General features: G+C 65.1%; 18 protein-coding genes. 13 read left to right on the forward strand and 5 right to left on the reverse strand.

Features of this window, described 5'->3' with window-relative positions; translation table 11 throughout:
• Window positions 1–11 precede the first annotated feature (11 nt).
• Complete coding sequence (locus PAN31108_RS17945; RefSeq protein WP_150670182.1) at window positions 12–836, forward strand: chitosanase; 825 nt, start codon at window positions 12–14, stop codon at window positions 834–836.
• A 342-nt stretch (window positions 837–1,178) separates the two neighbouring features.
• Window positions 1,179–2,060, forward strand: coding sequence for a MurR/RpiR family transcriptional regulator (locus tag PAN31108_RS17950; protein WP_150670183.1), 882 nt, complete (start codon window positions 1,179–1,181; stop codon window positions 2,058–2,060).
• A 186-nt stretch (window positions 2,061–2,246) separates the two neighbouring features.
• Here PAN31108_RS17950 and PAN31108_RS17955 read toward each other — a convergent pair whose 3' ends face one another.
• The 3 genes from PAN31108_RS17955 to PAN31108_RS17965 form a co-directional block, all read right to left on the reverse strand.
• Complete coding sequence (locus PAN31108_RS17955) at window positions 2,247–3,632, reverse strand: amino acid permease (RefSeq protein WP_150670184.1); 1,386 nt, start codon at window positions 3,630–3,632, stop codon at window positions 2,247–2,249.
• A 182-nt stretch (window positions 3,633–3,814) separates the two neighbouring features.
• On the reverse strand, window positions 3,815–5,170 hold the full coding sequence (locus tag PAN31108_RS17960) for an aspartate aminotransferase family protein (protein ID WP_150670185.1): 1,356 nt from the start codon (window positions 5,168–5,170) through the stop codon (window positions 3,815–3,817).
• A 210-nt stretch (window positions 5,171–5,380) separates the two neighbouring features.
• Window positions 5,381–6,022: a LysE family translocator gene (locus tag PAN31108_RS17965; protein ID WP_150670186.1), complete on the reverse strand. Its 642-nt coding sequence runs from the start codon at window positions 6,020–6,022 to the stop codon at window positions 5,381–5,383.
• Between the two features lie 406 nt (window positions 6,023–6,428).
• Here PAN31108_RS17965 and PAN31108_RS17970 point away from each other — a divergent pair, with 406 nt between their 5' ends.
• The 4 genes from PAN31108_RS17970 to PAN31108_RS17985 all read left to right on the forward strand — a co-directional run bounded on the left by PAN31108_RS17970 (window position 6,429) and on the right by PAN31108_RS17985 (window position 10,804).
• On the forward strand, window positions 6,429–7,301 hold the full coding sequence (locus PAN31108_RS17970; RefSeq protein ID WP_246184027.1) for an alpha/beta fold hydrolase: 873 nt from the start codon (window positions 6,429–6,431) through the stop codon (window positions 7,299–7,301).
• 319 nt (window positions 7,302–7,620) lie between these two features.
• On the forward strand, window positions 7,621–8,331 hold the full coding sequence (locus PAN31108_RS17975) for a GntR family transcriptional regulator (protein ID WP_150670187.1): 711 nt from the start codon (window positions 7,621–7,623) through the stop codon (window positions 8,329–8,331).
• A gap of 59 nt (window positions 8,332–8,390) precedes the next feature.
• Window positions 8,391–9,716, forward strand: a complete 1,326-nt coding sequence (locus PAN31108_RS17980; protein ID WP_217426331.1) for a dicarboxylate/amino acid:cation symporter — start codon at window positions 8,391–8,393, stop codon at window positions 9,714–9,716.
• The gene (locus PAN31108_RS17985) at window positions 9,713–10,804 is read left to right on the forward strand and encodes a threonine aldolase family protein (RefSeq protein WP_150670188.1); all 1,092 of its coding nucleotides are present in this window, start codon (window positions 9,713–9,715) and stop codon (window positions 10,802–10,804) included. Before PAN31108_RS17980 ends, PAN31108_RS17985 begins: the two co-directional genes overlap by 4 nt.
• Window positions 10,805–10,893: 89 nt before the next feature.
• Here PAN31108_RS17985 and PAN31108_RS17990 read toward each other — a convergent pair whose 3' ends face one another.
• Window positions 10,894–11,685 (reverse strand): AraC family transcriptional regulator, encoded by a 792-nt coding sequence (locus PAN31108_RS17990; RefSeq protein WP_150670189.1) that lies wholly within the window; start codon window positions 11,683–11,685, stop codon window positions 10,894–10,896.
• A 340-nt stretch (window positions 11,686–12,025) separates the two neighbouring features.
• On the opposite strand from PAN31108_RS17990, the gene PAN31108_RS17995 reads away from it, so the two are divergent.
• The 4 genes from PAN31108_RS17995 to PAN31108_RS18010 are packed head-to-tail and all read left to right on the forward strand — an operon-like array spanning window position 12,026 to window position 17,615.
• Window positions 12,026–13,039, forward strand: a complete 1,014-nt coding sequence (locus PAN31108_RS17995) for an iron-siderophore ABC transporter substrate-binding protein (protein ID WP_150670190.1) — start codon at window positions 12,026–12,028, stop codon at window positions 13,037–13,039.
• A complete protein-coding gene (gene fhuB, locus PAN31108_RS18000) occupies window positions 13,036–15,126 on the forward strand; it encodes a Fe(3+)-hydroxamate ABC transporter permease FhuB (protein ID WP_246184028.1) in 2,091 nt (696 codons plus the stop codon). The genes PAN31108_RS17995 and fhuB overlap by 4 nt, the downstream gene beginning before the upstream one ends.
• A gap of 41 nt (window positions 15,127–15,167) precedes the next feature.
• Entirely contained in the window at window positions 15,168–16,826 is a 1,659-nt protein-coding gene (locus PAN31108_RS18005; protein ID WP_150670191.1) for a cyclic peptide export ABC transporter, read from the forward strand.
• A gap of 6 nt (window positions 16,827–16,832) precedes the next feature.
• On the forward strand, window positions 16,833–17,615 hold the full coding sequence (locus PAN31108_RS18010; RefSeq protein WP_150670192.1) for an ATP-binding cassette domain-containing protein: 783 nt from the start codon (window positions 16,833–16,835) through the stop codon (window positions 17,613–17,615).
• Window positions 17,616–17,723: 108 nt separating this feature from the next.
• Here the strand turns inward: PAN31108_RS18010 and PAN31108_RS18015 are convergent, their stop codons facing one another.
• Complete coding sequence (locus PAN31108_RS18015) at window positions 17,724–18,509, reverse strand: AraC family transcriptional regulator (protein WP_150670193.1); 786 nt, start codon at window positions 18,507–18,509, stop codon at window positions 17,724–17,726.
• A 330-nt stretch (window positions 18,510–18,839) separates the two neighbouring features.
• On the opposite strand from PAN31108_RS18015, the gene PAN31108_RS18020 reads away from it, so the two are divergent.
• From PAN31108_RS18020 to PAN31108_RS18030, 3 genes are all read left to right on the forward strand, one after another.
• A complete protein-coding gene (locus PAN31108_RS18020; RefSeq protein ID WP_246184029.1) occupies window positions 18,840–21,032 on the forward strand; it encodes a TonB-dependent siderophore receptor in 2,193 nt (730 codons plus the stop codon).
• Between the two features lie 204 nt (window positions 21,033–21,236).
• A complete protein-coding gene (ribA, locus tag PAN31108_RS18025) occupies window positions 21,237–21,893 on the forward strand; it encodes a GTP cyclohydrolase II (RefSeq protein ID WP_150670195.1) in 657 nt (218 codons plus the stop codon).
• Between the two features lie 962 nt (window positions 21,894–22,855).
• Window positions 22,856–23,200 (forward strand): hypothetical protein, encoded by a 345-nt coding sequence (locus PAN31108_RS18030; RefSeq protein ID WP_150670196.1) that lies wholly within the window; start codon window positions 22,856–22,858, stop codon window positions 23,198–23,200.
• The last annotated feature ends 169 nt before the right edge of the window (window positions 23,201–23,369 follow it).

Genomic DNA, 23,369 nt, shown 5'->3' on the forward strand with positions numbered 1-23,369 from the left:
GAGGGAAGCCGATGAAGAAGTTGACCGTAATGTGCCTCGCTGCAATCGCGTTGGCGGGTGGGGCGGCAAGTGGCGCGGCGCATGCTGGCGCAGTGCAAACCGAGGCAGGTACGGCGGTGCAGGCTGCCGCCGACCGTCAGACGCAGGTCGAAGATTCGCTGGTCAGCATCTTCGAGAATCTTACGCTCAAGATTCGCTACGACTACATTCAGAACCTGAACGACGGTCGAGGATATACGGCCGGTCGTGCGGGCTTTACGTCGGGGACGGACGATCTGCTGCAAGTGGTGCAGGAGTACACCGCGCGCAAGCCCGGCAATGCGCTCGCACCGTATCTGCCTGCATTGCGCGCCGTGAACGGCACCGATTCGACGGCCGGTCTCGGGGGCTTCCCCGAGGCGTGGCGCGCGGCGGCGACCGACCCGGAAATGATCGCGGCGCAGGATGCCGTGAACGACCAGTTGTATCGCGTGCCGTCGCGCAAGCTGGCGAACAGGCTGGGTCTCGTGCTGCCGCTGTCGCGCGCCGCATTGTACGAAGCGGGCATTCAGCACGGCTATGGCGACGACCCGGACTCGGTCGGGCAGATTGCCGCGCGCGCGACGGCGCAAGTGGGCAGCACGCCTGCGAGCGGCGCCGACGAAAAGACGTGGTTGCTGACGTTCCTTCAGATGCGTCGCGCCGACTTGCTCGCGCCCGCCAACACGAGCTCGGCCGAGGAGTGGCGCAAATCGGTCGGCCGTGCCGATGCGATGATCGCGCTCTTCCACACGGCGAACTTCGATCTGACCCACCCCATTACCGTGACGGTCTTCGGAAAAACGTTCCAGTTCTGAGCCGTTTCGATGGGGGGCGCGCGGTCGGCGACGCGCATTCGTCGCCGATCGCGCTCGCTGTGCTTTCGGTGAATGCGGCGCATTCTGCGCATTCGGCCACGGTTTCGTTGCGTTAGTACGAGCGCTAGCACGAGCGGGCCTCGACGATCGATCTCCCGCGCAACGCCGGGCATCGCCGCATTGCGTCGAACGTTCGGTGCTAGGGGAAAAGCGTACGCAATGATGCTGAAGATAGCGATAAAATCAGAAATTCCTTCTGTGCTTCGGCCGGAAGGCAGCGCGCAGGGGTGACGCAAGGATCTCACCTCGTCCACACTTTGTTTCCCACGCCGAGTCATAACGATGACCAAAGACGAACTGGAAAAGGCTATCTCGACGCGTTTCCAGGAGATGCCGCCAAAGCTTCGTCAGGCCGCCCGGTATGTGCTGGATTCTCCGAAAGATGTCGCGCTGCAATCCATGCGGACGGTGGCGGCACGCGCACAGTTGCAGCCGGCATCGATGCTGCGACTGGCCCGCGAGTTGGGGTTCGCGAGTTACGAGGATTTTCGCGCCGTCTACGTCGAATGGCTCTCGGCAGGGCCGTCCGGCCCCTCGGGACTGCTCGAACGCGCCGAGCAGGTGCGCGAGCACTCGCGTGCTTCGGGCGACGAGCAACTGCTGGCCGAGTCGCTCGCGAACGAGTACGGCAATCTGGAAGCCACGCTGAGCGCGCGCAACGGGAAGCGCTTCGTCGAGGCGGTCGAGCGGCTGCGTGCAGCGAACCGTATCTACCTGTTGGGGCTGCGCAGCCTTTACCCGCCGGCGTTCTACCTTCATTACGTGCTCTCGACGTTTCAGGACAACGTCACGCTGATCTCCGGCGAGGGCGGCGCGCTCATCGACGATATGCGCCGCATCGGCAAGGCCGACGTGCTGCTGTGCTTCACGGCGCGTCCCTACACGGTCGCGAGCTTGGAGACGACGAAGTTCGCCCGGGAGCGGGGCGCGACGGTCATCGCAGTCAGCGACAGCGCGCTGTCGCCCGTGGCGGCGCAGGCGCACACATGCATCATGGCGCCGAACACGAGTCTGTCGCTGTTTCCGTCGATCCTGCCCGCGCTGGCCGTCGCGCAGACGCTCGCACAGTTGCTCATCGCTCACGGCGGCGAGGACACGCTCGCGGAGGTGGCGAACAGCGCCGCGCAGTTGCACAAGTTCAACATTTATACCGCCGACGACTGAGCGGCGACTGAGTGACGATTGAGCGTCGATTGCGCGGCGGCTGAGCGCACGCCTGCACGGCTGACGTCACACGGCTGACGTTATCGCGAAAAAAAGCCCGTCGACGCCTTGGGGCGTCCGACGGGTTTTTTGTGATGCCGCGACGGCGGCGAAGCCGTCGCATCGCACCGCCGATGCGGTCCGAACTCAGGTCATCTCTGCCTTGACCAGCCCGAAATTTGGGCGGCGACGCAGCACGAAATACAGTCCCACGATCATCGCCGCCGTCGCGACCATGAACCAGAACTGGAAGCGCGAATCCGGGTTAAATGCCTGCGACAGCAGCACGGCCGCCAGCGTGAGGAACGTAATGACGTTGGAGACCGGGTAGAACCATGCCTTGAAGGTCGATTCCTCGCGTTGCTGCGCCGGCTGACGCGCCATTTTGCGACGCATCACGAAGTGCGCCACGATGATGAAGATCCACACGGTCATGACGAATGCGCCGCTGCTCTTGGCGAGCATGAGGAACAGATCGCCGCCGCTCACGAAGTGCACCGCCAGAATGCCGAGACAGATGGCGAAGCTGAAGGCGAGCGCATTGATCGGCACGCCGCGCGCGTTCGTGCGGGCGAACATCGGCGGCGCATAGCCGCGCTGGCTCAGCGAGTACAGCATGCGCGAGTTCGAGAACAGGAACGAGTTCATGACCGACATGAACGACACGAACAGCACGGCCTTCATGGCGAGCGCGGCATTCGGGAATCCGGCCATGCTGAACAGCGAGACGTAGGGTGAGGCGAGGTTGGCCTTGTCCGTCCATGGCAGGCAAAGAATGATGATCGACACCGAGCCGATGTAAAACACCAGCACCCGGAAGATCACGCTGCGAATCGCGCGCACCACGTTCTTGCGGGGATTCTCCGACTCTCCTGCCGCGACTGCGGCAATTTCACTTCCGCCCAGCGAGAAGATCACCACCATGATGCCCGCGACCACCGGCGAGATCCCGTTGGGCATGAAGCCGCCGTTGCCCGTAAGATTGACGAATCCCGGCGCGGGGATCTTCGCTTGCAAGCCGAGCAGGATCGACAATCCGAACAGCATGAAAATCACGATGGTCGCGACCTTGGCGAACGACAGCCAGTACTCCGCTTCACCGAACGAGCGCACCGAATAGGCGTTGCTCACGATCAGTGTCATCAGCATGATGACCGCGCCCCCCCAGATCGGCAGCCACGGCAAAAACTCATTGAGAATCGCGCCGAGCAGAATCGCCTCGATGGTGATCGTCATGAGCGACTTGAACCAATACAGCCAGCCGACGGCGAAGCCGGCCCACTCGCCGAGATAGGTGCTGGCGTAGGTGGAGAACGAGCCGGCGTCCGGGTTGCGCGACGCCATCTCGCCGAGCATGAACATCACGAACGTGACGATCAGTCCGCCGACGAGGTAGGAGAGGATGGCGGCCGGGCCGGCGGTGGCGATGATGGCGCCCGAGCCGACGAAAAGGCCGGCGCCGATGACGCCACCAAGGGCAATCATGGTGATGTGTCGCTGTTTGAGGCTTTGGCTCAGCGAGTTTTGCTGCATGCTCGGATTCCCTGTTGTGTAAGGTGTGTGGGACGACGTTGGTGCGACGGCGGGACTGCGCGGCGCGCACGGTGCAACGTCAGGACGCTGCACCGCTGGCGAGGCGCCGGTGTCTCTGCCGGTGCCTCACGTCGCGCGGGGAGAGGGCGATACGGACGAATCTCGGTGGATGGCGGCGGCGATCAGCGCAGGGCGAGGGCGACCGCTGCCTGAATGGCGTCGTCGAGCCGGTCGACCACGTCGTCGATTTCGGCTTCGCTGATGATGAACGGCGGTGCGAGCATGATGTGATCGCCGTATTTGCCGTCGATGGTGCCCATCGCCGGATAGCAGGCGAGACCGCGCGCCATCGCTTCGCGTTTCACGGCGGCGTGTACGGCGAAGCGCGGATCGAACGGATCTTTCGTGGCGCGCTCGGCGACCAGCTCGATGCCGACGAACAGGCCCCGGCCTCGCACGTCCCCGACGTACGGCGTCCGGGCGAAGCGTTCGTTGAGTTGCTGCATGAGGTATTGCCCGCGATCGCGCACCTGCGCGAGCAGACCGTCGCGCTCGATGACCTGCTGCACGGCGAGGGCGGCCGCGCAGGCGGTCGGGTGAGCGAGGTAGGTGTGGCCGTGATGGAAGAAGCCGCTGCCGGCGCTCATCGCGTCGACGATGCGCTGGTTCGCCAGCACCGCGCCGATGGGCTGGTACCCGCCGCCCAGCCCCTTGGCGATGGTTTGGATATCCGGTGCTACGCCTTCCTGTTCCCAGGCGTGCAGGGTGCCGCTGCGGCCCATGCCGCACATCACTTCGTCGAGGATCAGGAGAATGCCGTAGCGGTCGCAGACCTCGCGCACGGCCTTGAAGTAACCGGCAACCGGGGTGATGACGCCGGCCGTCGCGCCGCCGATCGTCTCCGCCACGAAGGCGATGATCGAATCTGCGCCGTGTTCGAGAATCGTCGCTTCGAGTTCTTCGGCCAGACGTCGACCGTATGCCGCTTCGCTCTCTTGCTCGCGTTGGTCGCGATAGGCGTAGCAGGGCGAGACGTGCGTGACGTCGATCAGCAACGGCTCGAACTGTTCGCGTCGCCAGCGGTTGCCACCGATGGCCAGCGCGCCGAGCGTGTTGCCGTGATAGCTCTGTCGGCGTGCGATGAAGCGACGCCGCTGCGGCTGACCGATCTCGACGAAATACTGACGCGCCATCTTGAGCGCGGCTTCAATCGCCTCGGAACCGCCGCTCACGTAATACACGTGGCTCAGACCCGAATCGGCGGGCGTGTGGCGAATCAGGTGCTCGGCAAGCGCTTCCGCGACCTCCGAACTGAAGAACCCCGTGTGGGCGTAGGCCAGCTTGTCGATCTGCGCGTGCATGGCGGCGATCACGTCGGGATGGCCGTGACCGAGGCATGACACGGCGGCCCCGCCGGAGGCATCGATGTACTCGCGACCTTGTGCGTCCCTGAGATAAACGCCCCGACCGCCCACGGCAACGGGCGGCGAATGACGAAGGTGACGATGGAAAACGCGGCTCGAAGTGGCTTGACTCATGAGGAACGGGGGGCGATGTACGACATGCAAAATAGAACAAATGATTAATTTTTATAAGCGTATAGCACACTTGTTTGTTTTTTGATGCGTGGAAACCCTGAGGGCGTGGACGCTCCGTTTCATCGGGCAAAGGCCCGGGGTGGTCGACGACAAATAAGAAAAAACCCGCCGAAGCGGGTTTTTAGGAGGGGGAGACGGGGGGCGCGACGTCTATTTCGAGTTGCCGTTCGACGCCGCCAGCGCCGCGATGCCGAGGCCCATGTAGAGCAGCCCCGCGATGTATTTGCCGATGCCCGGTTGGTTGCTGCGCCGGGCGAGCGCGCGGCCGAGCGTGCGGGCGAGCGCCGCGTAGGTGGTATCGCTTACGCCGCCCACGAGTGCGAGCAGCAGCCCGAGCGTGACGATCTGAAGCGGAACATGGCCGAGCGACGGCGTGACGAATTGCGGGAGAAACGCCGCGACGAAGAGCCCGGTTTTCGGGTTGAGCAAGTTGACGAGAAACCCTTTCTTGATCGTCGCGCTCAACGCGCGGGCGGGCAACTGCGGCGCGGCTTCCGAGGCCGAAGGCCGGCTGCGAATCGCCTTGATGCCCAGATAGATCAGATAGCCCGCGCCGAGACACTTGATGACGTTGAACATGAGCGGGGATGCGAGCAGCAGGGCCGTGAGGCCGACGGCGGCGAAGCTCACGTGCACGAGCGTGGCGAGCATCACACCGAAGCACGACGCGAGGCCGAAGCGAAAGCCCTGACTCGCGCTGGTCGTCGAGATATAGATCGTGGTCGGGCCGGGAATCGCCACGAGGATTGCGACGGTGGCGAGAAAAAACGGAAGTACGTGAAGGTCGATCATTCTGGCGGTTTCCTGCGCGGGTTCTGCAATGCGCCGCGGCATGCCGGCGGGCGTCGCGGTCGGACTCGACGCATGCGGTGGCGTCGTGCGCATCGTAACACCGGTTGTCGGGTCTGCTGTGCGGTCGCGCACGTGCTCCGTTGCATGGACATGCCGCGACACGGCGGGGGGGGGGCAGGGGAGCACAGAGGAGCGCGGGGGAGCGCACGGCGTGCTTTCCGGTGAATCCTCAACTCTCAAGTGATATCGCAACGCGGCGTTGAATGTCAGGCGCCCGTGGATCGCGTCTCAGCCACCGAAATCAGCGATACAGTGGCCGGGCGGCGAGCGTCGTTGCGACGCCCACGCGTGCATCCCGGCGCGTCGAGACGGCTGGCCGCCAACATCTCACACCCAAGTCCGAACTATGACAATTTTCAAATTCTCGTTGAAGCCCTTGCGGGCCATGGTGGGCGCCGTGGGCATTGCCGCCGCCCTGCATGCCGCAACGTCGAGCGCCGCCGAACTGTGGCAGACGCTGCCGCCGACGCCCGCCCCGGCCAAGTTCGATCGCGCCGGCTTCGCGAACGTGAACGGCATTCGTCTGTACAACGCCGAGGTCGGCAAGGGCAGCCCGGTACTGGTGCTGCACGGCGGTCTGGCCAACTCCGACTACCTTGCCAGGCAAGTCGACGCGCTCAAGGCGCACCATCGGGTGATCGCCGTCGATACGCGCGGTCACGGCCGCAGCACACGCGACGACCGTCCGTACGGCTACGACCTGATGGCCGACGACGTGGTCGCGCTGCTCGATCAGTTGCACATCAAGAAGGCCGACGTCGTGGGCTGGAGCGATGGCGCGATTCAGGGCATCGACCTCGCCATGCGCTATCCGGACCGTGTGGGCAAGATCGTGGCGTTCGGCGTGAACACCAATACGGAAGGTCTGAAGCCCGACTTCGACAAGAATCCGGTGTTCGCCGCCTATATCAAACGCGCCGCCACCGAATACACCAAGCTGTCGTCGACGCCCAAGGAGTACGACGCGTTTCTGGCGCAGATCGGCAAGATGTGGGACAGCCAGCCGAACTGGACCGACGAGCAGTTGAAGACCATCAAGTCGAAGGTGCTGATTCTGGACGGCGAGCATGACGAAGGCATCAAGCTCGAACACAACATCTACATGGCGCATACCATCCCGGGCGCGCAGCTGATGATCCTGCCGGGCGTGAGCCACTTCGCGTTCATTCAGGATCCGAAGATGTTCAACTACGCGATCACGCATTTCCTCGATAACTGATTCGCGCAGCAAGCCGTCAATTCCCGCAACGCCCGCGCTCGCCTCCCGGCCCCACCCGGACCACCTGGTCCATGCGGCCATCCAGCGAGAGCAGGCGTTGCGCCATCCGCCGCATGGGGGCATCGCGACGCGAAGCGCCTCTGTCCCGACAGCCCGGAATCCCCGTAGCCCGTGCCCTCCTAGCACCGTAGCACCGCGCCCCCGTAGCCTCTGCGAGCGGTCCGTCGACGTCATCGTTTACCCGTAAAAACGCGCAAAAGCGCCCAACCCACAGCTTTTGCCGTTGACCGTCAAATTGTTTTTTGCTGGTATACCAGTTATGAACCAGACCCAACGCACCCCGGCCCTGAGCGATTCGGCGTACAACGCCATTCGCAACCTGATCGTCTCCGGCGAGATCCGCGCGGGCGAAGCGCTGTCCGAGCGCGCGCTATCGGAGCGCTTCGGCATCAGCCGTACGCCCGTACGCGAGGCGATTCGCGCACTTGCCAACGACGGCCTGCTGGAGATCGTACCGATGCGCGGCACCTTCGTGCGGCAGTTGTCGGTGCGGGATCTGAGCGAGATTCACGAGGTGCGTCTGGCCCTCGAAGGTATGGCTGCGTGGCTCGCAGCGCAAAAGGGCGTGACGCCCGCGCTCGACGAAGTGGCCGCGCGCCTGCGCGCGCTCGATGCGCAGGGCGACGAGGGCATCGAACGCGATGTCGACATCACACAGCGTGTGGGCTGGCAGTTCCATGAGGCGATGTTCGCCGCCGCCGACAACGTGCGGCTCACCGAGACCTATCACGCGTTGCGCACCCAGAACGGTCTGGCGCTGCAACGCATTCCGCATTACGACGCCGAGCGCACCCGCACCGCCGTTCGCGAGCATCTCGCGATCTTCGAGGCGATCGCCGCAGGGCGTCCCGAGGAGGCCCAGCGTCGTGTCTGGGACCACCTCACGCACGCCATGCAGGCCCGCTTGCAGGCACTTGTTCCACCTGCCGTCCCGCCCGAGGCGAAAGCCACGTCGGGCCGCCCGCGCTGATCGCCTGCCGGGCACCGAGCGCGAGCCGTGTCGTCACGCCATTTCCGGAGATAGTCGCCATGTCGTCAAGTTCTGCCAACAAGAAGAAACGCCTCATTCCATTACCGATCCAGATGCTGATCGGTCTCGCGCTGGGGATCGGGTGCGGCATGCTCGCGCCCGCGCTCGCCACGACGCTCATGCCGGTCGGCACCGCGTTCGTGCAGGCCGTGAAGATGATCGTCGTGCCGCTCGTTTTCACGGCGATCACGCTGGGGATCTACCAGATGGGACACAACGCCCGGGCGCTCGGACGCGTCTCGGCGATCAGCCTCGTCTATTTCTTCATCGCGACCCTGGTGTCCATCGTGATCGGTCTCGGCCTGAATGCGATCTTCCACCCGGGGCTCGGGGCGAATCTGGCGGCGGCGCATGCGTCGGCCAAGCCGATCGCGGCGTCCGTTGACTGGACGAAGTTCTTCCTCGAGATGATTCCGTCGAACATCGTGGCGGCCATGGCCGGCAGCAACCTGCTGCCGGTGCTGGTCTTCGCGCTGCTGCTCGGGCTGGCGCTCTCATCCATCGGTGAGCGTGCGAAGCCGCTCGTCGGCGTGCTCGACGCCCTCATGGGCGCCGTGTTCAAGCTGACCGACTGGATTATTTCGCTCTCGCCGCTGGCCATCTTCGCGATCATCTCCTGGCTGTTCGCCACGCAGGGCATCGGCACGATCCTCGCGCTCGTGAAGCTCGTCGGCACGATGTATCTCGGCCTCGGCGTGCTGCTCGTGCTGTTCTGGATTCTGCTCAAAGCGATCGGCGAGAAACCGCTTGCGACGACGCGCGCCATCGGCGAGCCGGTGATTCTCGCGTTCGCCACGCGCTCGTCGGAAGCCACGCTGCCGCTGCACATGGAGAAGCTCATCGCCATGGGCGTTCCCAAGGCCATCGCGTCGGTCGTGCTGCCGCTCGGCTACGCGTTCAACCGCGACGGCTCGATCATGTACTTCGCGCTCGCCGTCGGTTTTCTGGCAGACGCCTATCACGTGCCGCTCGACATGCCCACGCTGCTGTCCATCGTGCTCGTCACGACGCTCGCCAGCAAGGGCAGCGCGAACGTGCCGTCGGGCGGGCTCGTGGCAATTGCAATGGTGCTCACGACCATCGGCGTGCCGATCGAAGCCCTGGCCATCATCGCCGGTGTCGACGCCTTCCTCGACATGGGCCGTACCGCCATCAACGTTTTCAGCAATACCGTGGCCATCAAGCTCGTCATGAAGCTCGCCGGCATTCCGTACGAGTCGCCCGAGGCCGTGCAAGCGACCCTTGCGGCCGAGTCGACGGATGCGTCGGCAGCTTCGGCAGTCTCAGGCGCGAGCCGCGATGCCCACGGTCGGGAGTTTGCATGACCTCAGGCTACACCGAACGCTTCGTCGATCTGCGAAGCGACACCGTCACCCGTCCTACCGCGTTGATGTGGGAGGCGATGCAAACCGCATCGCTGGGTGACGACACCCTCGAAGGCGATCCGACCGTACGCGCCCTGGAGCATCTCGCGGCGGTCATGACCGGCAAAGAGGAGGCGATGTACGTCGTCTCCGGCACGATGGGCAACCTGATTGCATCGCTTTGCCACGCCACGCGCGGCGGCGAAGCGGTGTTGGACACGCAGGCCCACATGGCGAAGTCGGAGGCGGGCGGGCTCTCGCGGCTCGCACATCTGTACCCGGTGTTGATCCCGTCGGTGCGTGGCGAGATGGCCCTGGATCAGTTGGCCGCGGCGCTGCGCCCCGGCTTTTCGCGTTACGGGCAAGCGACCGCGATGGTCGCCGTCGAGTCGACGCACAATCACTCGGGCGGCTATGTGCCGTCGCTGTCGTATCTGGCGGACGTCTATGCGCTCGCGTCGCGTGCGGGCGTGCCCGTGCACATGGACGGCGCGCGCGTGTTCAACGCGGCGGCGGCGCTCGGGGTGGACGTCGCACAAATTACCGCGCATTGCGACAGTCTGACGTTCTGTCTGTCGAAGGGCCTTTCGGCGCCGATGGGGGCGATGCTCGTGGGTTCGCACGCCATGATTCAGCAGGCGCGTACGTTCCGTCGCATGACGGGCGGCGGTCTGCGTCAGGCGGGCATCATGGCGGCGGCGGGGAAGGTGGCGCTCGAGACGATGGTCGCGCGTCTGGCCGACGACAACCAGCGTGCGCAGCGTCTGTGGTCGGGGCTCGCGCAGATCGATCCGCAACTGGTCGATGCGGTGCCGTCAACGAGCAACATCGTACGTCTGCGTGTGGCCGAACAACGCGAGGCGAATCCGCGTGCGTGGGAGGCGGCGCTGGCGGAGTACGGGATTCTGGCGCGCTCGAGCGGCTCATCGATGCTGCGGCTCGTCACGCATCGCCACATCGGCGACGACGATATCGACGAAACCATCGCGGCGATTGCGTCGATTCGCGACACGTTCGCCGCCAAGGCTGCGCCGCTCGGCGTGTCTTGATGGCGTGACGCCCCCGCGATGCATGATGCGCCGGCGCGGGTCGTGGCGCTGGCCTCGGCAGTCGGGAAGCTGCGCGCAGACACGCGAGATTATCGGTCCGCCGCCGCCAGATACTGCTGCGGTGCGCGGCCGAAAAGTCGTTTGAACATGACGATGAATGCGCTCGGGCTCTGATAGCCGAGCGCGAGCGCCACGTCGCCCACGGACGCGCCCAATGCCAGCCGCGTGATCGCCTCCGACGCGCGCATGTGCTGACACCAGCGCCCGAACGTCATGCCCGTCTCGTCCTTGAAGCGGCGTGCAAGCGTTTTGCCGCTCGCGCCCAGTTCTTCCCCCCAACGCTCCAGCGAGTAGTCCGTCGCGGGCGCCATCATCATGTGTTCGCAGATCGCCAGGAGCTTCGCCGAGCTGGGCAACGGCAAGCCGTGCTCGCCGGGCGCGGCGGCTTCGCGCAGCAAACGCAGCAACAGGGGGACGGACAGCGCAGTGCGGCTATCCGGTGCATAGTGAATGCCGTCGGGCAACATATCGATGGCCAGTTCGCGCAGCAGGGGGCCGACGGTGAGCGCGAGCGCATTCGGCCATAACCACGACACCGTGCCCGGCTCGACGCTGATCGTGCAAAAGTGCATGCGCCCGACGGCGTGAAGTTCATGCGGTGTGTCGGGCGGCAGCCATAGCGCACGCGAAGCGGGCAGCGTCCACGTATGCGCCGGTGTGAGCACGCGCACGACGCCGCGCAGCGCCATCACCACATGCCCGTGCTGATGCTGGTGCCACGGCTGGCGTTCCCCATCTTCGCATTCCATGCCCGCAAGCGTGACGTCGCGCGGCAAATGTCGGCGCGTTTCCGGGTAGCGGCGCAGCAGCAATTCCTTCATGACGACTTCCCAACCGGACCGCTCGACACGGTCAGATGACGGCCGATTGTGCTTTGCCCCTCGCGGGGCGAACGGTCAGCGCGTCAAAACATAGAGAAATGGACAAAAAATGTCCATTTCTCAACATTTTTTGCGATTCACAGCAAAACGATCCCCGGTATTCTACCAACTGCCATCGGGGTCCAGATACCCGATAAAAGTAATAATAGTAATACGTCTCATTTATTTTGATTCATTCCACTGGAACGGCCGGGGTGAATACGGCGCGCCCTCCACGTTGGCTGACGTGTGTTGCCGGGCGCGACGCGAGCCGTTCGGGGACAGCCCGACATCGATACTGATGCAACGAGAACCGTTTGCCGTCCGGCGGCGCCTTCTGGCGGCGTTGGGTGTGGGTGCGCTGGCACCGTTACTGCACGCATCGCGTGCTTTTTCCGCTTCTGCGACGGGGGCTGCGTCCGGCGCCGATGGCGCGTCTTCCGGGGCGACGGGGGCATGGGGGGCATGGGGGGCATCGGGGGTGTCGAGGGCTTCGGCATTGCCTGTCGCGGGCCGTGCGCCTCGCGTCGTGGTGCTCGACTGGGGGCTCGCCGCGCAGGTGCTCGCGCTGGGCGTGACGCCCGTGGGCGTCGCCCGTCCGTTCTGGTACCGCTTGCTCGCGGGCACGCCGGACATGCCCGAGTCCGTGGTCGATGTCGGGTTGCTGTTTCAGCCCAATTTCGAAGTGGTGCAGGCCTTGCGTCCGGATCTGATCGTCGTCACGCCCGCGCATGGCGCACTGGTCGATTCGCTCTCGCGTATCGCGCCGCTGTTCGTCGCGCCGCCGGCGCATGCGCATGAGGACGGCTACCGGCTCGCACAACGACGCGCGCGTGCATTGGGCGAGGCGTTAGGGCGACCCGAGGCCACCACGCAGTTGCTCGAGCGTACGGACGCACGCATGCACGCCGTGCGGGCGCGACTGACGCAGCGCGGGGTCACGCAACGGCCGATATATCTGATGAGTCCGATCGACACGCGTCTGACCCATGTCTTCGGCCGCGAAAGCGTGTTCGGCGGCACGCTCGCCGCCGTCGGGTTGACGAACGCCTGGGCGCGCCCGAGCGATACCGAGGGCATGGCGCAAATCGATTACACGCAGCTCGGCGCGCAGAGCTCGGCAAGCGCGATGCTCATCGGCGCGCGTGCCGGTCTGCTCGATCGACTCGGACAGAGTCCGCTGTGGCAGGCGCTGCCGTTCGTGCGCGGCGCTCGCGTCGGGCAACTGCCCATGATGTTGCCCACCGGCGGCACGCCGGCGGCCGTAAAGCTGGCAGACGCCCTGAGCGTTGCGCTCACCGGAGCGACTGTATGACCGCCCCGCATTCGCACTCGCTGTCTTCGATGACGCCCGGTGCGTCGCCCAGCGGTGCAACGGCCATCGCATCGCGTCATCTGTGGCGTCTGGCGCTGATCGTCGGTCTGCCGGCGGGGGGGCTTGCCGTGCTGACGCTGCTGGCGTTGCGTCCGGCGGGTGTCGACGGCGTTACCTTCCTCGCGGCCGTCTGGCGTGCCATTGCGTATCCGGCGTCAGATGCGCAGTCCCCGGCATCTGCCGCCGCGATGTCCGGGCTGCTCGTGAACTACGCATGGCTGCCCCGCCTCGCCATGTCGCTGCTCGCCGGTGCAGGGCTCTCGCTTGCCGGCGCGATGTTTCAGCAGGTGCTGCGCAACCCGCTGGCCGAGCCGCTTACGCTGGGGGTGGCGTCGGGCGCGTCGCTCGCTCTCTCGGCGGCAACGGTCTGGGCGCCTTCGGTCGCGCTGGCGGGGAAGTCCGGCGTCGCCCTTGCCGGCTCGGCGGCGGCTATCGCCGTGGTGATGGCGCTGACATGGCGCAGTCGCTTCGCGCCGATCCCGGTGATTCTCGCGGGCATGATCGTCAACCTGTATTGCAGTGGCCTCGCGATCATGGTGTCGATGACCCATGAGCGCGCGCTCGTCGGCGTGTTCGCATGGGGCGCCGGCTCGCTCGTGCAGAACGGCTGGCACGACGTCGGCTGGCTGTTGCCACGCGTGCTGGCGGCCGTCGTTGTCGCGGCGCTGCTGCTCAGACCGCTGACGCTATTCACGCTGGACGACCGCAGCATCACGCAACTCGGCGCGCGCGTGGCGTGGATTCGCACGGCGGGCCTCATGCTTGCGGTCGCGCTGAGCGCGAGCATTATCAGTACCGTCGGCATCATCGGCTTTGTCGGGCTGGCCGGCCCGCAACTGGTGCGGCTGGCCGGTGCGCGACGTTTGCGCGACCAATTGCTGTGGGCGCCGGCGATCGGCGCACTCATGCTGATGCTGACGGATCAGATCGTGCAATGCCTGCCGCTATTCGACGGCGCGTCGTTGCCGACGGGGGCAGCCGCGGCGCTCTTCGGCGGCCCGCTGCTGCTCTGGCTGCTGCGTCGCACGCGTGCCGGCGAAGTGGCGACGGCGGATGCCTCGCCGCCTGCGCGCGTGCGACGTCCGCTACGCTGGCTCGTGCTCGCACTGGCGCTCGGCGTCGTGCTCGTGTGGGTCACGCAGCATCTCGGACGCACGCTGGAGGGGTGGCAATGGGCGCGCGACGACGCATGGACGGCGCTGGCGCCGTGGCGTCTGCCGCGCATGCTCGCGTCGGCCGCGGCGGGCGTTGCGCTGGCGCTGGCGGGCACGCTGCTGCAACGCATCAGCGGCAACCCGATGGCCAGTCCCGAACTGCTCGGCGTAAGCGGCGGGGCGATGCTGGGTTTGCTGGTCGTGACGTTCGTCGTGGCGGGCGCGCAGGCGTCGACCCTCTTCGTCGCCGCCTGCGTCGGGGCGGCGCTGAGCCTTGCCGTCATGCTTACGCTCTCGCGCAAAGGCGGTTTTTCCCCGACGCGCATGCTGCTCGCGGGCGTCGCCATCTCCGGCATGGCGCAGTCGCTCGTCGCGATCGCAAGCGCGAGCGGCACGGCGAACGCATTCCTGTTGCGCTCGCTGATGCTCGGTCTGACGTATATCGTCGGTCCCGGCATTGCGACGGGGGCCGTCATCGCCGCGCTCGCGGGGTTGCTCCTGACCTGCCTCGCGTCGCGCTGGCTCGACCTGCTGCCGATGGGCGACGCGACGGCGAGCGCCGTCGGCGTGAACGTACGGCGTGCGCGCTTGTGGCTCTGGTGCCTGGCCGCGACCCTGAGTGCGGTGGCGACGCTCGTCGTCGGACCGCTGTCGTTCGTCGGCTTGCTCGCGCCGCACCTGGCCCGCATGGCGGGCTTCGGCAAGGCACGCTCGCAAGCCGTGGCGGCGAGCGTGTCCGGTGCGTTGCTGATGATCGCCGCCGACTGGCTGGGGCGCAATCTGATCTTCCCGCAACAGTTGCCGGCAGGCGTGCTCGCCATGCTGATTGCGGCCCCTTATCTGCTGTGGCATTTGCGTCGTCAAGTGGCCTGAAGTCCCCCATCCCCATAAAAAGAGAGAGAGGTTGTCCTCCTATGTCCTTGTTCTGGCAACTGGTGCGTGCGTCTCGATGGCCGCTGGCGATCGCGTTCGCAGGAAGTCTCGTCAGCGGTTTCGGCAATGCGGGGCTGGTCGCGCTCATCAACCGGGCGCTCACTGCGCCGCGCGAGCATCTGGGCTGGCTCGGCATGCAGTTTCTCGGTCTCGGCGTGCTCGTGCTCGTGACTCGCGCGGGGTCGCAAACGCTGTTCATGTCGCTCGGTCAACGGGCGAAGGCGACGTTGCGCATGCAGGTGGTGCGCCGCATCGGTACGGCCCCGTACGCGAGCCTGGAGCGGCACGGGATTGCGCGGGCCATTGCGGTGCTCACGCAGGATCTCGACACCGTCGTGGTGCTGTTCCTGAACCTGCCGGTGCTCGCCATGCAGGGCGCGGTGATCGCCGGTTGTCTGATCTATCTCGGTTATCTGTCATGGCAGATTCTGCTGTTCGCCGTGGTGACGATCGTCATCGGCGCAGCGGGCTTTCGCCTGGCCAACCAGCGCGCGCTGCTGCACCTGCGCGGCTCGCGCAAGCGTGAAGAAGCGCTGGTGAAGGACTTCCGCGCGCTGTTCGACGGCGCGAAAGAGCTCAAGCTGCATCGTGCGCGTCGCGATGCGTTCATCGAAGACCGTCTGGCGAACAACGTCGAAGCGGTGCGTGTGCAACGCACGCGCGGCTATGTGCTGTATGCCGCCGCCGCCAGTTGGGGGAGCTTCATTCTCTTTGCGTTCATCGGTCTGACGCTGTTCGTGGTGCTGCGTCACGTCGACCTGCCGCCGCAAGTGGTGTCGGGTTACGCGCTGGTGTTCCTTTACATCATCATGCCGATCGAGGGCGTGCTCTCGGCCATGCCGTCGCTGGGCAGCGCGCGTGTCGCGCTCGAGCGCATCGCGCAGGTCGAGAACGAACTGCCGTGCGAGTGGCTGCCTGCGCCTGCCGGCGCGGCGGCGCCGGTCTTTCACCACATCGTGCTCGAAGGCGTAACGCACCGGTATTTCCGCGAGCAGGAGAGTGCGCATTTCACGCTGGGGCCGATCAATCTGACGTTTCGCCCCGGCGAACTCGTCTATCTGGTCGGCGGCAACGGCAGCGGCAAGACGACGCTCGCCAAGCTTGTCGTCGGACTTTACGTGCCGGAGCAGGGCCGTATCGTGCTCGACGGCGTGCCCGTGGGCGACGCCGAGCGCGAGCGCTATCGTCAGCTTTTCTCCGTGGTGTTCAGCGACTTCTTCCTCTTCGAACATCTCCTCGGCTTGCCGGCCGACGGGCTCGATGCGCAGGCGAAAGCGCTGTTGACATCGCTGCAACTTGATCACAAGGTCACGATCGAAGATGGCCGCTTCTCGACGCTCGATCTCTCGCAAGGGCAGCGCAAGCGTCTCGCGCTGCTCGTGGCGTATCTCGAAGACCGGCCGTTCTATGTCTTCGACGAATGGGCGGCCGATCAGGACCCGCTCTTCAAGGAGGTTTTCTATCGCCAGATGCTGCCTGCGCTCAGGGCGCGCGGCAAGAGCGTGCTGGTGATCACGCACGACGACCGCTACTTCGATGTGGCAGACCGTGTGATTCGTCTCGACTACGGCCACCTGCGCGAGCCGCAGGCCGGCGCACAGACGCATGACGAATCCACTTCACCGAGTCCCCATCACTGATTGCGCATGACCGATACGCCGATGTTCTCTTTGCATGACGTTTCCTTCGCCGTGGCGGGCCGCACCCTCCTCGCGCCACTGACGCTCGACCTCGCCGGCGGGCAGGTGCATGGGCTGATCGGCCACAACGGCTCGGGCAAGTCGAGCCTGATCAAGCTGCTCGCACGTCAACTCTCGCCGGTGAGCGGCGACATCCGGTTCGAGGGACGCCCGCTGGCTTCATGGGGCGCGCGCGCGTTCGCGCGTCGTGTGGCCTATCTGCCGCAACAGCCGCCGGCGGCGGCCGGGATGACGGTGTCGGAACTCGTCGCGCTGGGTCGCTACCCATGGCACGGCGCGCTCGGCCGTTTCGATGCGCACGACCGCGAAGCCGTGCACAACGCAATGGTGCAGACCGATGTGCTGGGCTTTGCGGACCGTCTGGTGGAGTCGCTCTCCGGCGGCGAGCGTCAGCGTGTGTGGCTGGCGATGCTTGTCGCGCAGCAAGCGCAGTGTCTGCTGCTCGACGAACCGACCTCGGCGCTGGATGTGGCCCATCAACTCGACGTGCTCAGGCTCGTGCGTGACCTCGCCGACACGCGTGGGCTGGGGGTGGTGATCGTGCTGCACGACGTGAACATGGCCGCACGCTTTTGCGACACGCTGCTCGCGCTCAAGCAGGGCAGGCCGATCGCTCGCGGCACGCCCGCCGAGTTGATGTCCCCCGACACGTTGCAGACGATCTACGGGGTGCCGATGGGCGTGCTGCCCAACCCCGACGGCGGGATGCCGGTGAGCTACGCGCGCTGACGGCGGGGCGTGCTTGAAGCGTCTGCCCGAATGCCTGAGGCCGACGCGCGACGAACGCGGCATGATGCCGGAAGCCAGTGCGCCTTAACCGGTGGCAGGCGGCAGGCGTCAGGCGTCTGCGAGATAACGTTGGGGCGTGCGCCCCGTGACTTGCTTGAACATGGCGATGAAGGCGCTCGGACTGGCGTAACCGAAGGCGTCGGCCGTTGCGGCGACCGACGCGCCGAGCGCCAGCGTCGAGATCGCTTCGGACACGCGCAGGTGCTGGCGCCACGTCACGAACGTCATCCCCGTATCCGTCTGAAAGTGGCGCGCGAGCGTGCGTCCACTGACCCCGAACTGCTCCCCCCAGAAGTCGAGCGTGAGCTTGCTGGCCGGTTCGTTCATCAAATGCTCGCAGATCGCTTGCAGTCTTTCGTCGCGCGGCACCGGCACGCCGCGTTCGGGCACGGCTGCGGCGTTGCGCAGCACGCCAAGCAGCGGCGGCACCGATAATGCCGCACGGCTCGTCGGACCGTAGCTCTCGCCGTCGCGACTCACCGTTATGGCGAGTTCGCGGATCAGCGGCGTCATCAAAATCACGGTCGGTCCGATCCAGTTCCACGGAAACACGCGCGGCTCCATGTAGACGTTGCACATCTGGCCGTCGCCGACGGCATGCAGTTCGTGCTCGACGTCCGACGGCAACCACAGGGCGCGCGAGGGCGGCAAGGTCCAGATCGCGCTCGACGTGAGCACGCGCACGATGCCGCGCACCGGAAAAACCAGTTGACCGTGACGATGACGATGCCAGATCAGCCGCTCGCCGTGACGATAGGGCGTGACCTGTGCGAAGACGTCGCGAGGCAGCGGACGCACGGCATTGGGGAATCGTTTGCGCAGAAATTCGCTCATGCCGGGGCTTGGGTTCGGATGTCGCCAAACGGATGGCGATTGTCAAAAAATCGACATTTATTGTCGTCCTTACCTTTTCCGAACCCGATATTCTCCATAGCTATCAAGGTGTTGTGCCGAATCACACGCAAATTTAGTAATGAGTCTCATTTGCGATATTTTCGCCAGTGTAGCGGGAATCGAACGGTGATGCCAAAGGCGCAAGCCTCCCACAAACATGGCACCGATTCACGACCGCCGGCGCCGTCCGGCAACAAGGAACAAGGGGAAGTGTTGTCAACGATGCAAACGATTCAGAACGAGAAACCTCGCCGCGCGGCACGGGGCCGCATGTCTGACGGTACGAGGGCAGGGCGGTTGTCGCAACGGCGCGTAGCGCGCACGCCCATCGCCGTTGCCATGCTGATGCTGAGCACCGCGGCGGCGCATGCGCAGTCGGACACGCCGACTACCGCCGCAACGGCCGCAACGGCGGCGACGGCAAGCCCGGGCACGACGGCCGCGTTGCCTGCCGCAAACGTCACCGCGCAGCGCGACGCGCAGACCGAAGGCTCCGGTGCTTACGGCACTTCGACTACGACCATCGGCAAGACGCCGCAGGCGCTCAAGGACATTCCGAACTCGGTGTCGGTCGTCACGCGCGCGCGCATGGACGATCAGGCGATGACGTCGGTGGCCGACGCGCTGCAATTCACCACGGGCATCACGGCGATCAACTACGGCGACGGCACTTACTACTTCAACTCGCGCGGCTACAACGTCGGGGTCGAATATGACGGCGTGTCGATTCTGAGCGGTATCCAGTACCAGCCGCAATTCGATCTGTCGATGTACGACCGCGTGGAGGTTTTCCGGGGCCCGGCAGGTTTGCTCGACGGAACGGGCGAACCGGGCGGCACCGTCAATCTGGTGCGCAAGCGCCCGGGCGACACGTTTGCGGTGCGCAGCGAAACGACCCTCGGGTCGTGGGCGAATTATCGCCAGATGATCGATGTGACCGGCCCGCTCAACGCGTCCGGCACGCTTCGCGGGCGTGCCGTGCTTACGGGGGACACCGGCAACAAGTCGATCACGCGCACCAACGAAAGCAACTTCCTTGCTTACGGCGCGCTCGAATTCGATCTCACCTCTCGCACGTTGCTGTCGCTGTCCGGCGCGTATCAGGTCAATCCGTTGCATGCGTTCGACTACGGTCAGTCGTTGCTGACGAACCGCACGTTCCTGAACGCCCCCAACAACTCGAACTTCTCGCCGGACTGGAACTACGCGTGGACATCGATGCAGGAGGTCAACGGCAAGCTGGAGCACCGTTTCGATAACGACATCGTCTCGACGACGACCATCAACTATCGTCACGTGCTCTCCAACAGCAAGTACGCCTATCTCGGCCCGGGCATCAACGCGTCGACGCTCACGGCCCGCTATTTCGGCCAGTCGCAACGCGGCGAGAACAATCTGCTGGGCATCGACTCGCACCTGTCCGGCCCGGTGCAGGCGTTCGGGCGCAAGCACGAATGGCTTGTCGGCATGAACTACCAGATGACCCAGCAGCGCAGTCTGTCGGGCGGAGAAAACCTCGGCAACTTCAGTATTTTCTCGCCGCCCTCGGTCGAGCCCACCATCCCGTTCGACTCGGGCAACAAGCTGCAAGCGCAGCAGTTCGGTGTGTACGGGCAGGCGCGCGTTCGCGTGCTGGATCCGCTCACCGTCGTGCTGGGCGGACGTGAGGCGTGGTTCCAGCAGCAAAGCCGGGATTTGCTGCCGACCGAAGGGCCGTGGAATACCACGGCGCGGGCGAATCACAAGTTCATCCCGTACGGCGGTGTGGTGCTGGCGCTCACGCCGCAGATCAACGCGTACTTCAACTACTCGAAGATCTTCGCGCCGCAAACCGCTACGACCTTCGACGGTCAGGGCCTGCCGCCGCGCGAAGGGCAGCAATATGAAGTGGGCCTGAAGGGGGCATTCCTCGACGGTCGCCTCAATGCCACGGTGGCCGCCTTCCGCATGACCGACACGAACCGCGCCGTGGCCGACCCGTTCCACCCGATCGGCGCCGTGGCGGCGGGATCGGCGCAAAGTCAGGGCTGGGAAGCCGAAGTGACGGGCCAGGTCACGCGCAACTGGAATGTCTACGCCGGTTACACGCTGCTCAATACGTGTTACAACAGCGATCCGAGCCAGGTCGGGCAGGCGCTCGACGGCGAGGAGCCGCAGCACCTGTTCAAGCTCTACACCACGTATCGTTTCGCGGATGGCCTGTTCGGGGGCACGCTCGATGGCCTGCGTGTGGGCGGTGGCGTGCGCATCCAGAGCTCGACGTACCGCACGGCAGGCTTTGCGCAAGGCGGCTACGCGGTGTGGGATGCCATGCTTGCATATCGTGTGAATCGCCATCTCGAAGCGCAGCTCAATGTGAACAACGTGTTCAACCGCGATTACTACGCCCGCGTGCCGTCGACGTTCTACGGCATCTACGGCGAGCGTCGCAACCTCATGCTCACGTTGCGCGCCGACTACTGATCGATGGCAAAGGGCGGCGGGCCGCGCCGGCCGGGCGCCTCAGACCCGAAGCCCGGCCATGCGCCAGCCGATTGGACAGCCCCATGCAACAGTGTGTTGCATGGGGCTGTCGGCCGGATTTGGCAAATGGCGGTACACTCCGGGCAAGGCCCACCATTGTCAGGTGGCGCGCGACTCCCAATTTCAGCCGCTTTGAACGTCAACATGAAGTCCCCTGGTACTGCCTCTGCCACGCTCAATTGCGACGCTGGCGAATGCGTCGAACTTGTCGCTACCGCAACGCTGCCCACCCGCTACGGCACCTTCACCTCCCACGCGTTCCGCGTCAAAGACAGCAATAACGAACATCTCGCGCTGGTGATGGGCGATGTCTCGGATCAAACATCGGGCGCGCCGCCGCTCGTGCGTCTGCACTCGGAATGCCTGACGGGGGACGTGTTCGGCTCGTATCGCTGCGATTGCGGCGAGCAGCTCGATGCCGGCATGCGCAAGATCGCTGAAGAAGGGCGCGGCGTAATGCTGTATCTGCGCGGCCACGAAGGCCGTGGCATCGGTCTGAGCAACAAGATCCGGGCGTATTTGCTGCAAGAGCAGGGCCGCGACACGGTCGAGGCCAACCTCGATCTGGGCTTGCCCGACGACGCCCGCGAATACGACTCCGCGGCCGCTATCCTGCGCATTCTCGGCGTGGGTGCCGTGCGCCTCATGAGCAACAATCCGAAGAAGTTCGACACGCTCATCAAGCACGGCATTCCCGTGAGCGAGCGCGTGGCGCTCGACATTCCGATGCGTGAAGAAAACGCGCGGTACATCCGGACCAAGCAGGTCAAGTTCGGACACTACTTCGAAGAGAACGAGTGAGGGTGGCCGGCCTGTCACGTGCAAACGTGGCCGGCCCGCAGTGGCCCGCAGTGGCCCGTTGTCGCTGCGCCGGGCGACAACTGATCCGGTTCCGCACGCCATGCGTGAGCGGCGGCGTTCGGTCGCCGGCGCCGGCACGGCGAAGCCCCGGACGCAGATCGCAAACGTGACGACGCGCATCATGCGCAGTCTTCGCTCAACGGTGCGTTGACCACCGGTAGCCGCGCGCTTATGGCCGCACTCCTCCTGCGCCGTTCGATCCGGATGCGTGTCGCTGGGCGCATCGGCGCATCGTGCAGCGTTGCCGTCCAGACCCATTCGTACCCATCGCCCCCGAGAGCACTGCGCTGCACGGCATCCGCCGGCATCCGCATGGTTGCGTCACAGGAGAGCTGTCGGGCGATCGAGAGCCCGGCAATCGCCGCGATGTTCAACCGCTCGACGTCGTGGAAACCGAAATGCGGACGCGCCGGGTTCGGCCCTCACAGGGGCGAGTGAGACGTAAGCGCGTGGGGTTTGCGCGTGTTGTTTTCAGGCAAATTCCGAAGATGTTTGCTATGCAGCATTTATTGCTTGACGCTCCAAATTGGCCTCAGTTACCATCCGCCCTGTCTTCAATTTAAGGGGTTAGTCCGTGAATTCCGATGCCAGTAGTCCTCGATCTTTGATCGATTGATTGCCTGAGGATCCACAGCTTTCCCTGTGCCGCGTCCTCAAGCAGGATGCGGTGTCTCGCGCCAACCTGACGCTCCTCCCGAGCGTGCCCGCTCAGGGCGCTCCAGGTTTTTCGGTGTAATTCCCGCAAAAGTTTCCACTGTCGTGCCCGTGAGGGATGTTGTCGTGTTGCGCCCGCGCTTTGCCGTGGCGCCTCGTGACGACACCGTCTTGCGAGCCGACCGTCCGTGCCGCGCGCCCACGTGCTTGCGCGACGCACGGACACTTCGCAGCCATGCGAGGAAATCATGCGAGCTTTTCAAACGTTTCAGGCTTTCCAGAGCCAACCGACGCGCACCACACCGGTGTCGCATCTGACCATCGTCTGTCTGGCCGAGGCCCTTGGCGCCTTGCGCAAGCAGATGTTCATCGATCTGACCGCTCTCGGGCTGCGCGCCACGCACGTGAGCATCACGCGCTGGAGCGACCGCGACGAAGCGTCCGCCACCGTGACGCTCGATTGCCCGCAGGCCTCACGCGCCTCGCTCACGTCGCTCGTCATGCGACTCTCGGGCGAGCACAGCGTGCGCCGTGTCTTCTGGTCCGACGACGCCTCGCGCGGCGCGGCCGTCGCGGCAGCGACGCCGGCCTGAGCGCAGGCTTTCCGATCTATCGATCTATCGCCCGGTAGCGCTTGCCCGCTCTTCTGGTGTTGCCGATCATCAAAATATAAGGAGTCCGAAATGGAAGACGGAAGTCCTCGAAGGTCGCCCGTCGGGCGCGTGCACGCGATGCATGACGTCCCGGCGGGCGACATAACGC

Source organism: Pandoraea anhela (assembly GCF_902459655.1).
In the GTDB taxonomy this organism is placed as follows: domain Bacteria; phylum Pseudomonadota; class Gammaproteobacteria; order Burkholderiales; family Burkholderiaceae; genus Pandoraea; species Pandoraea anhela.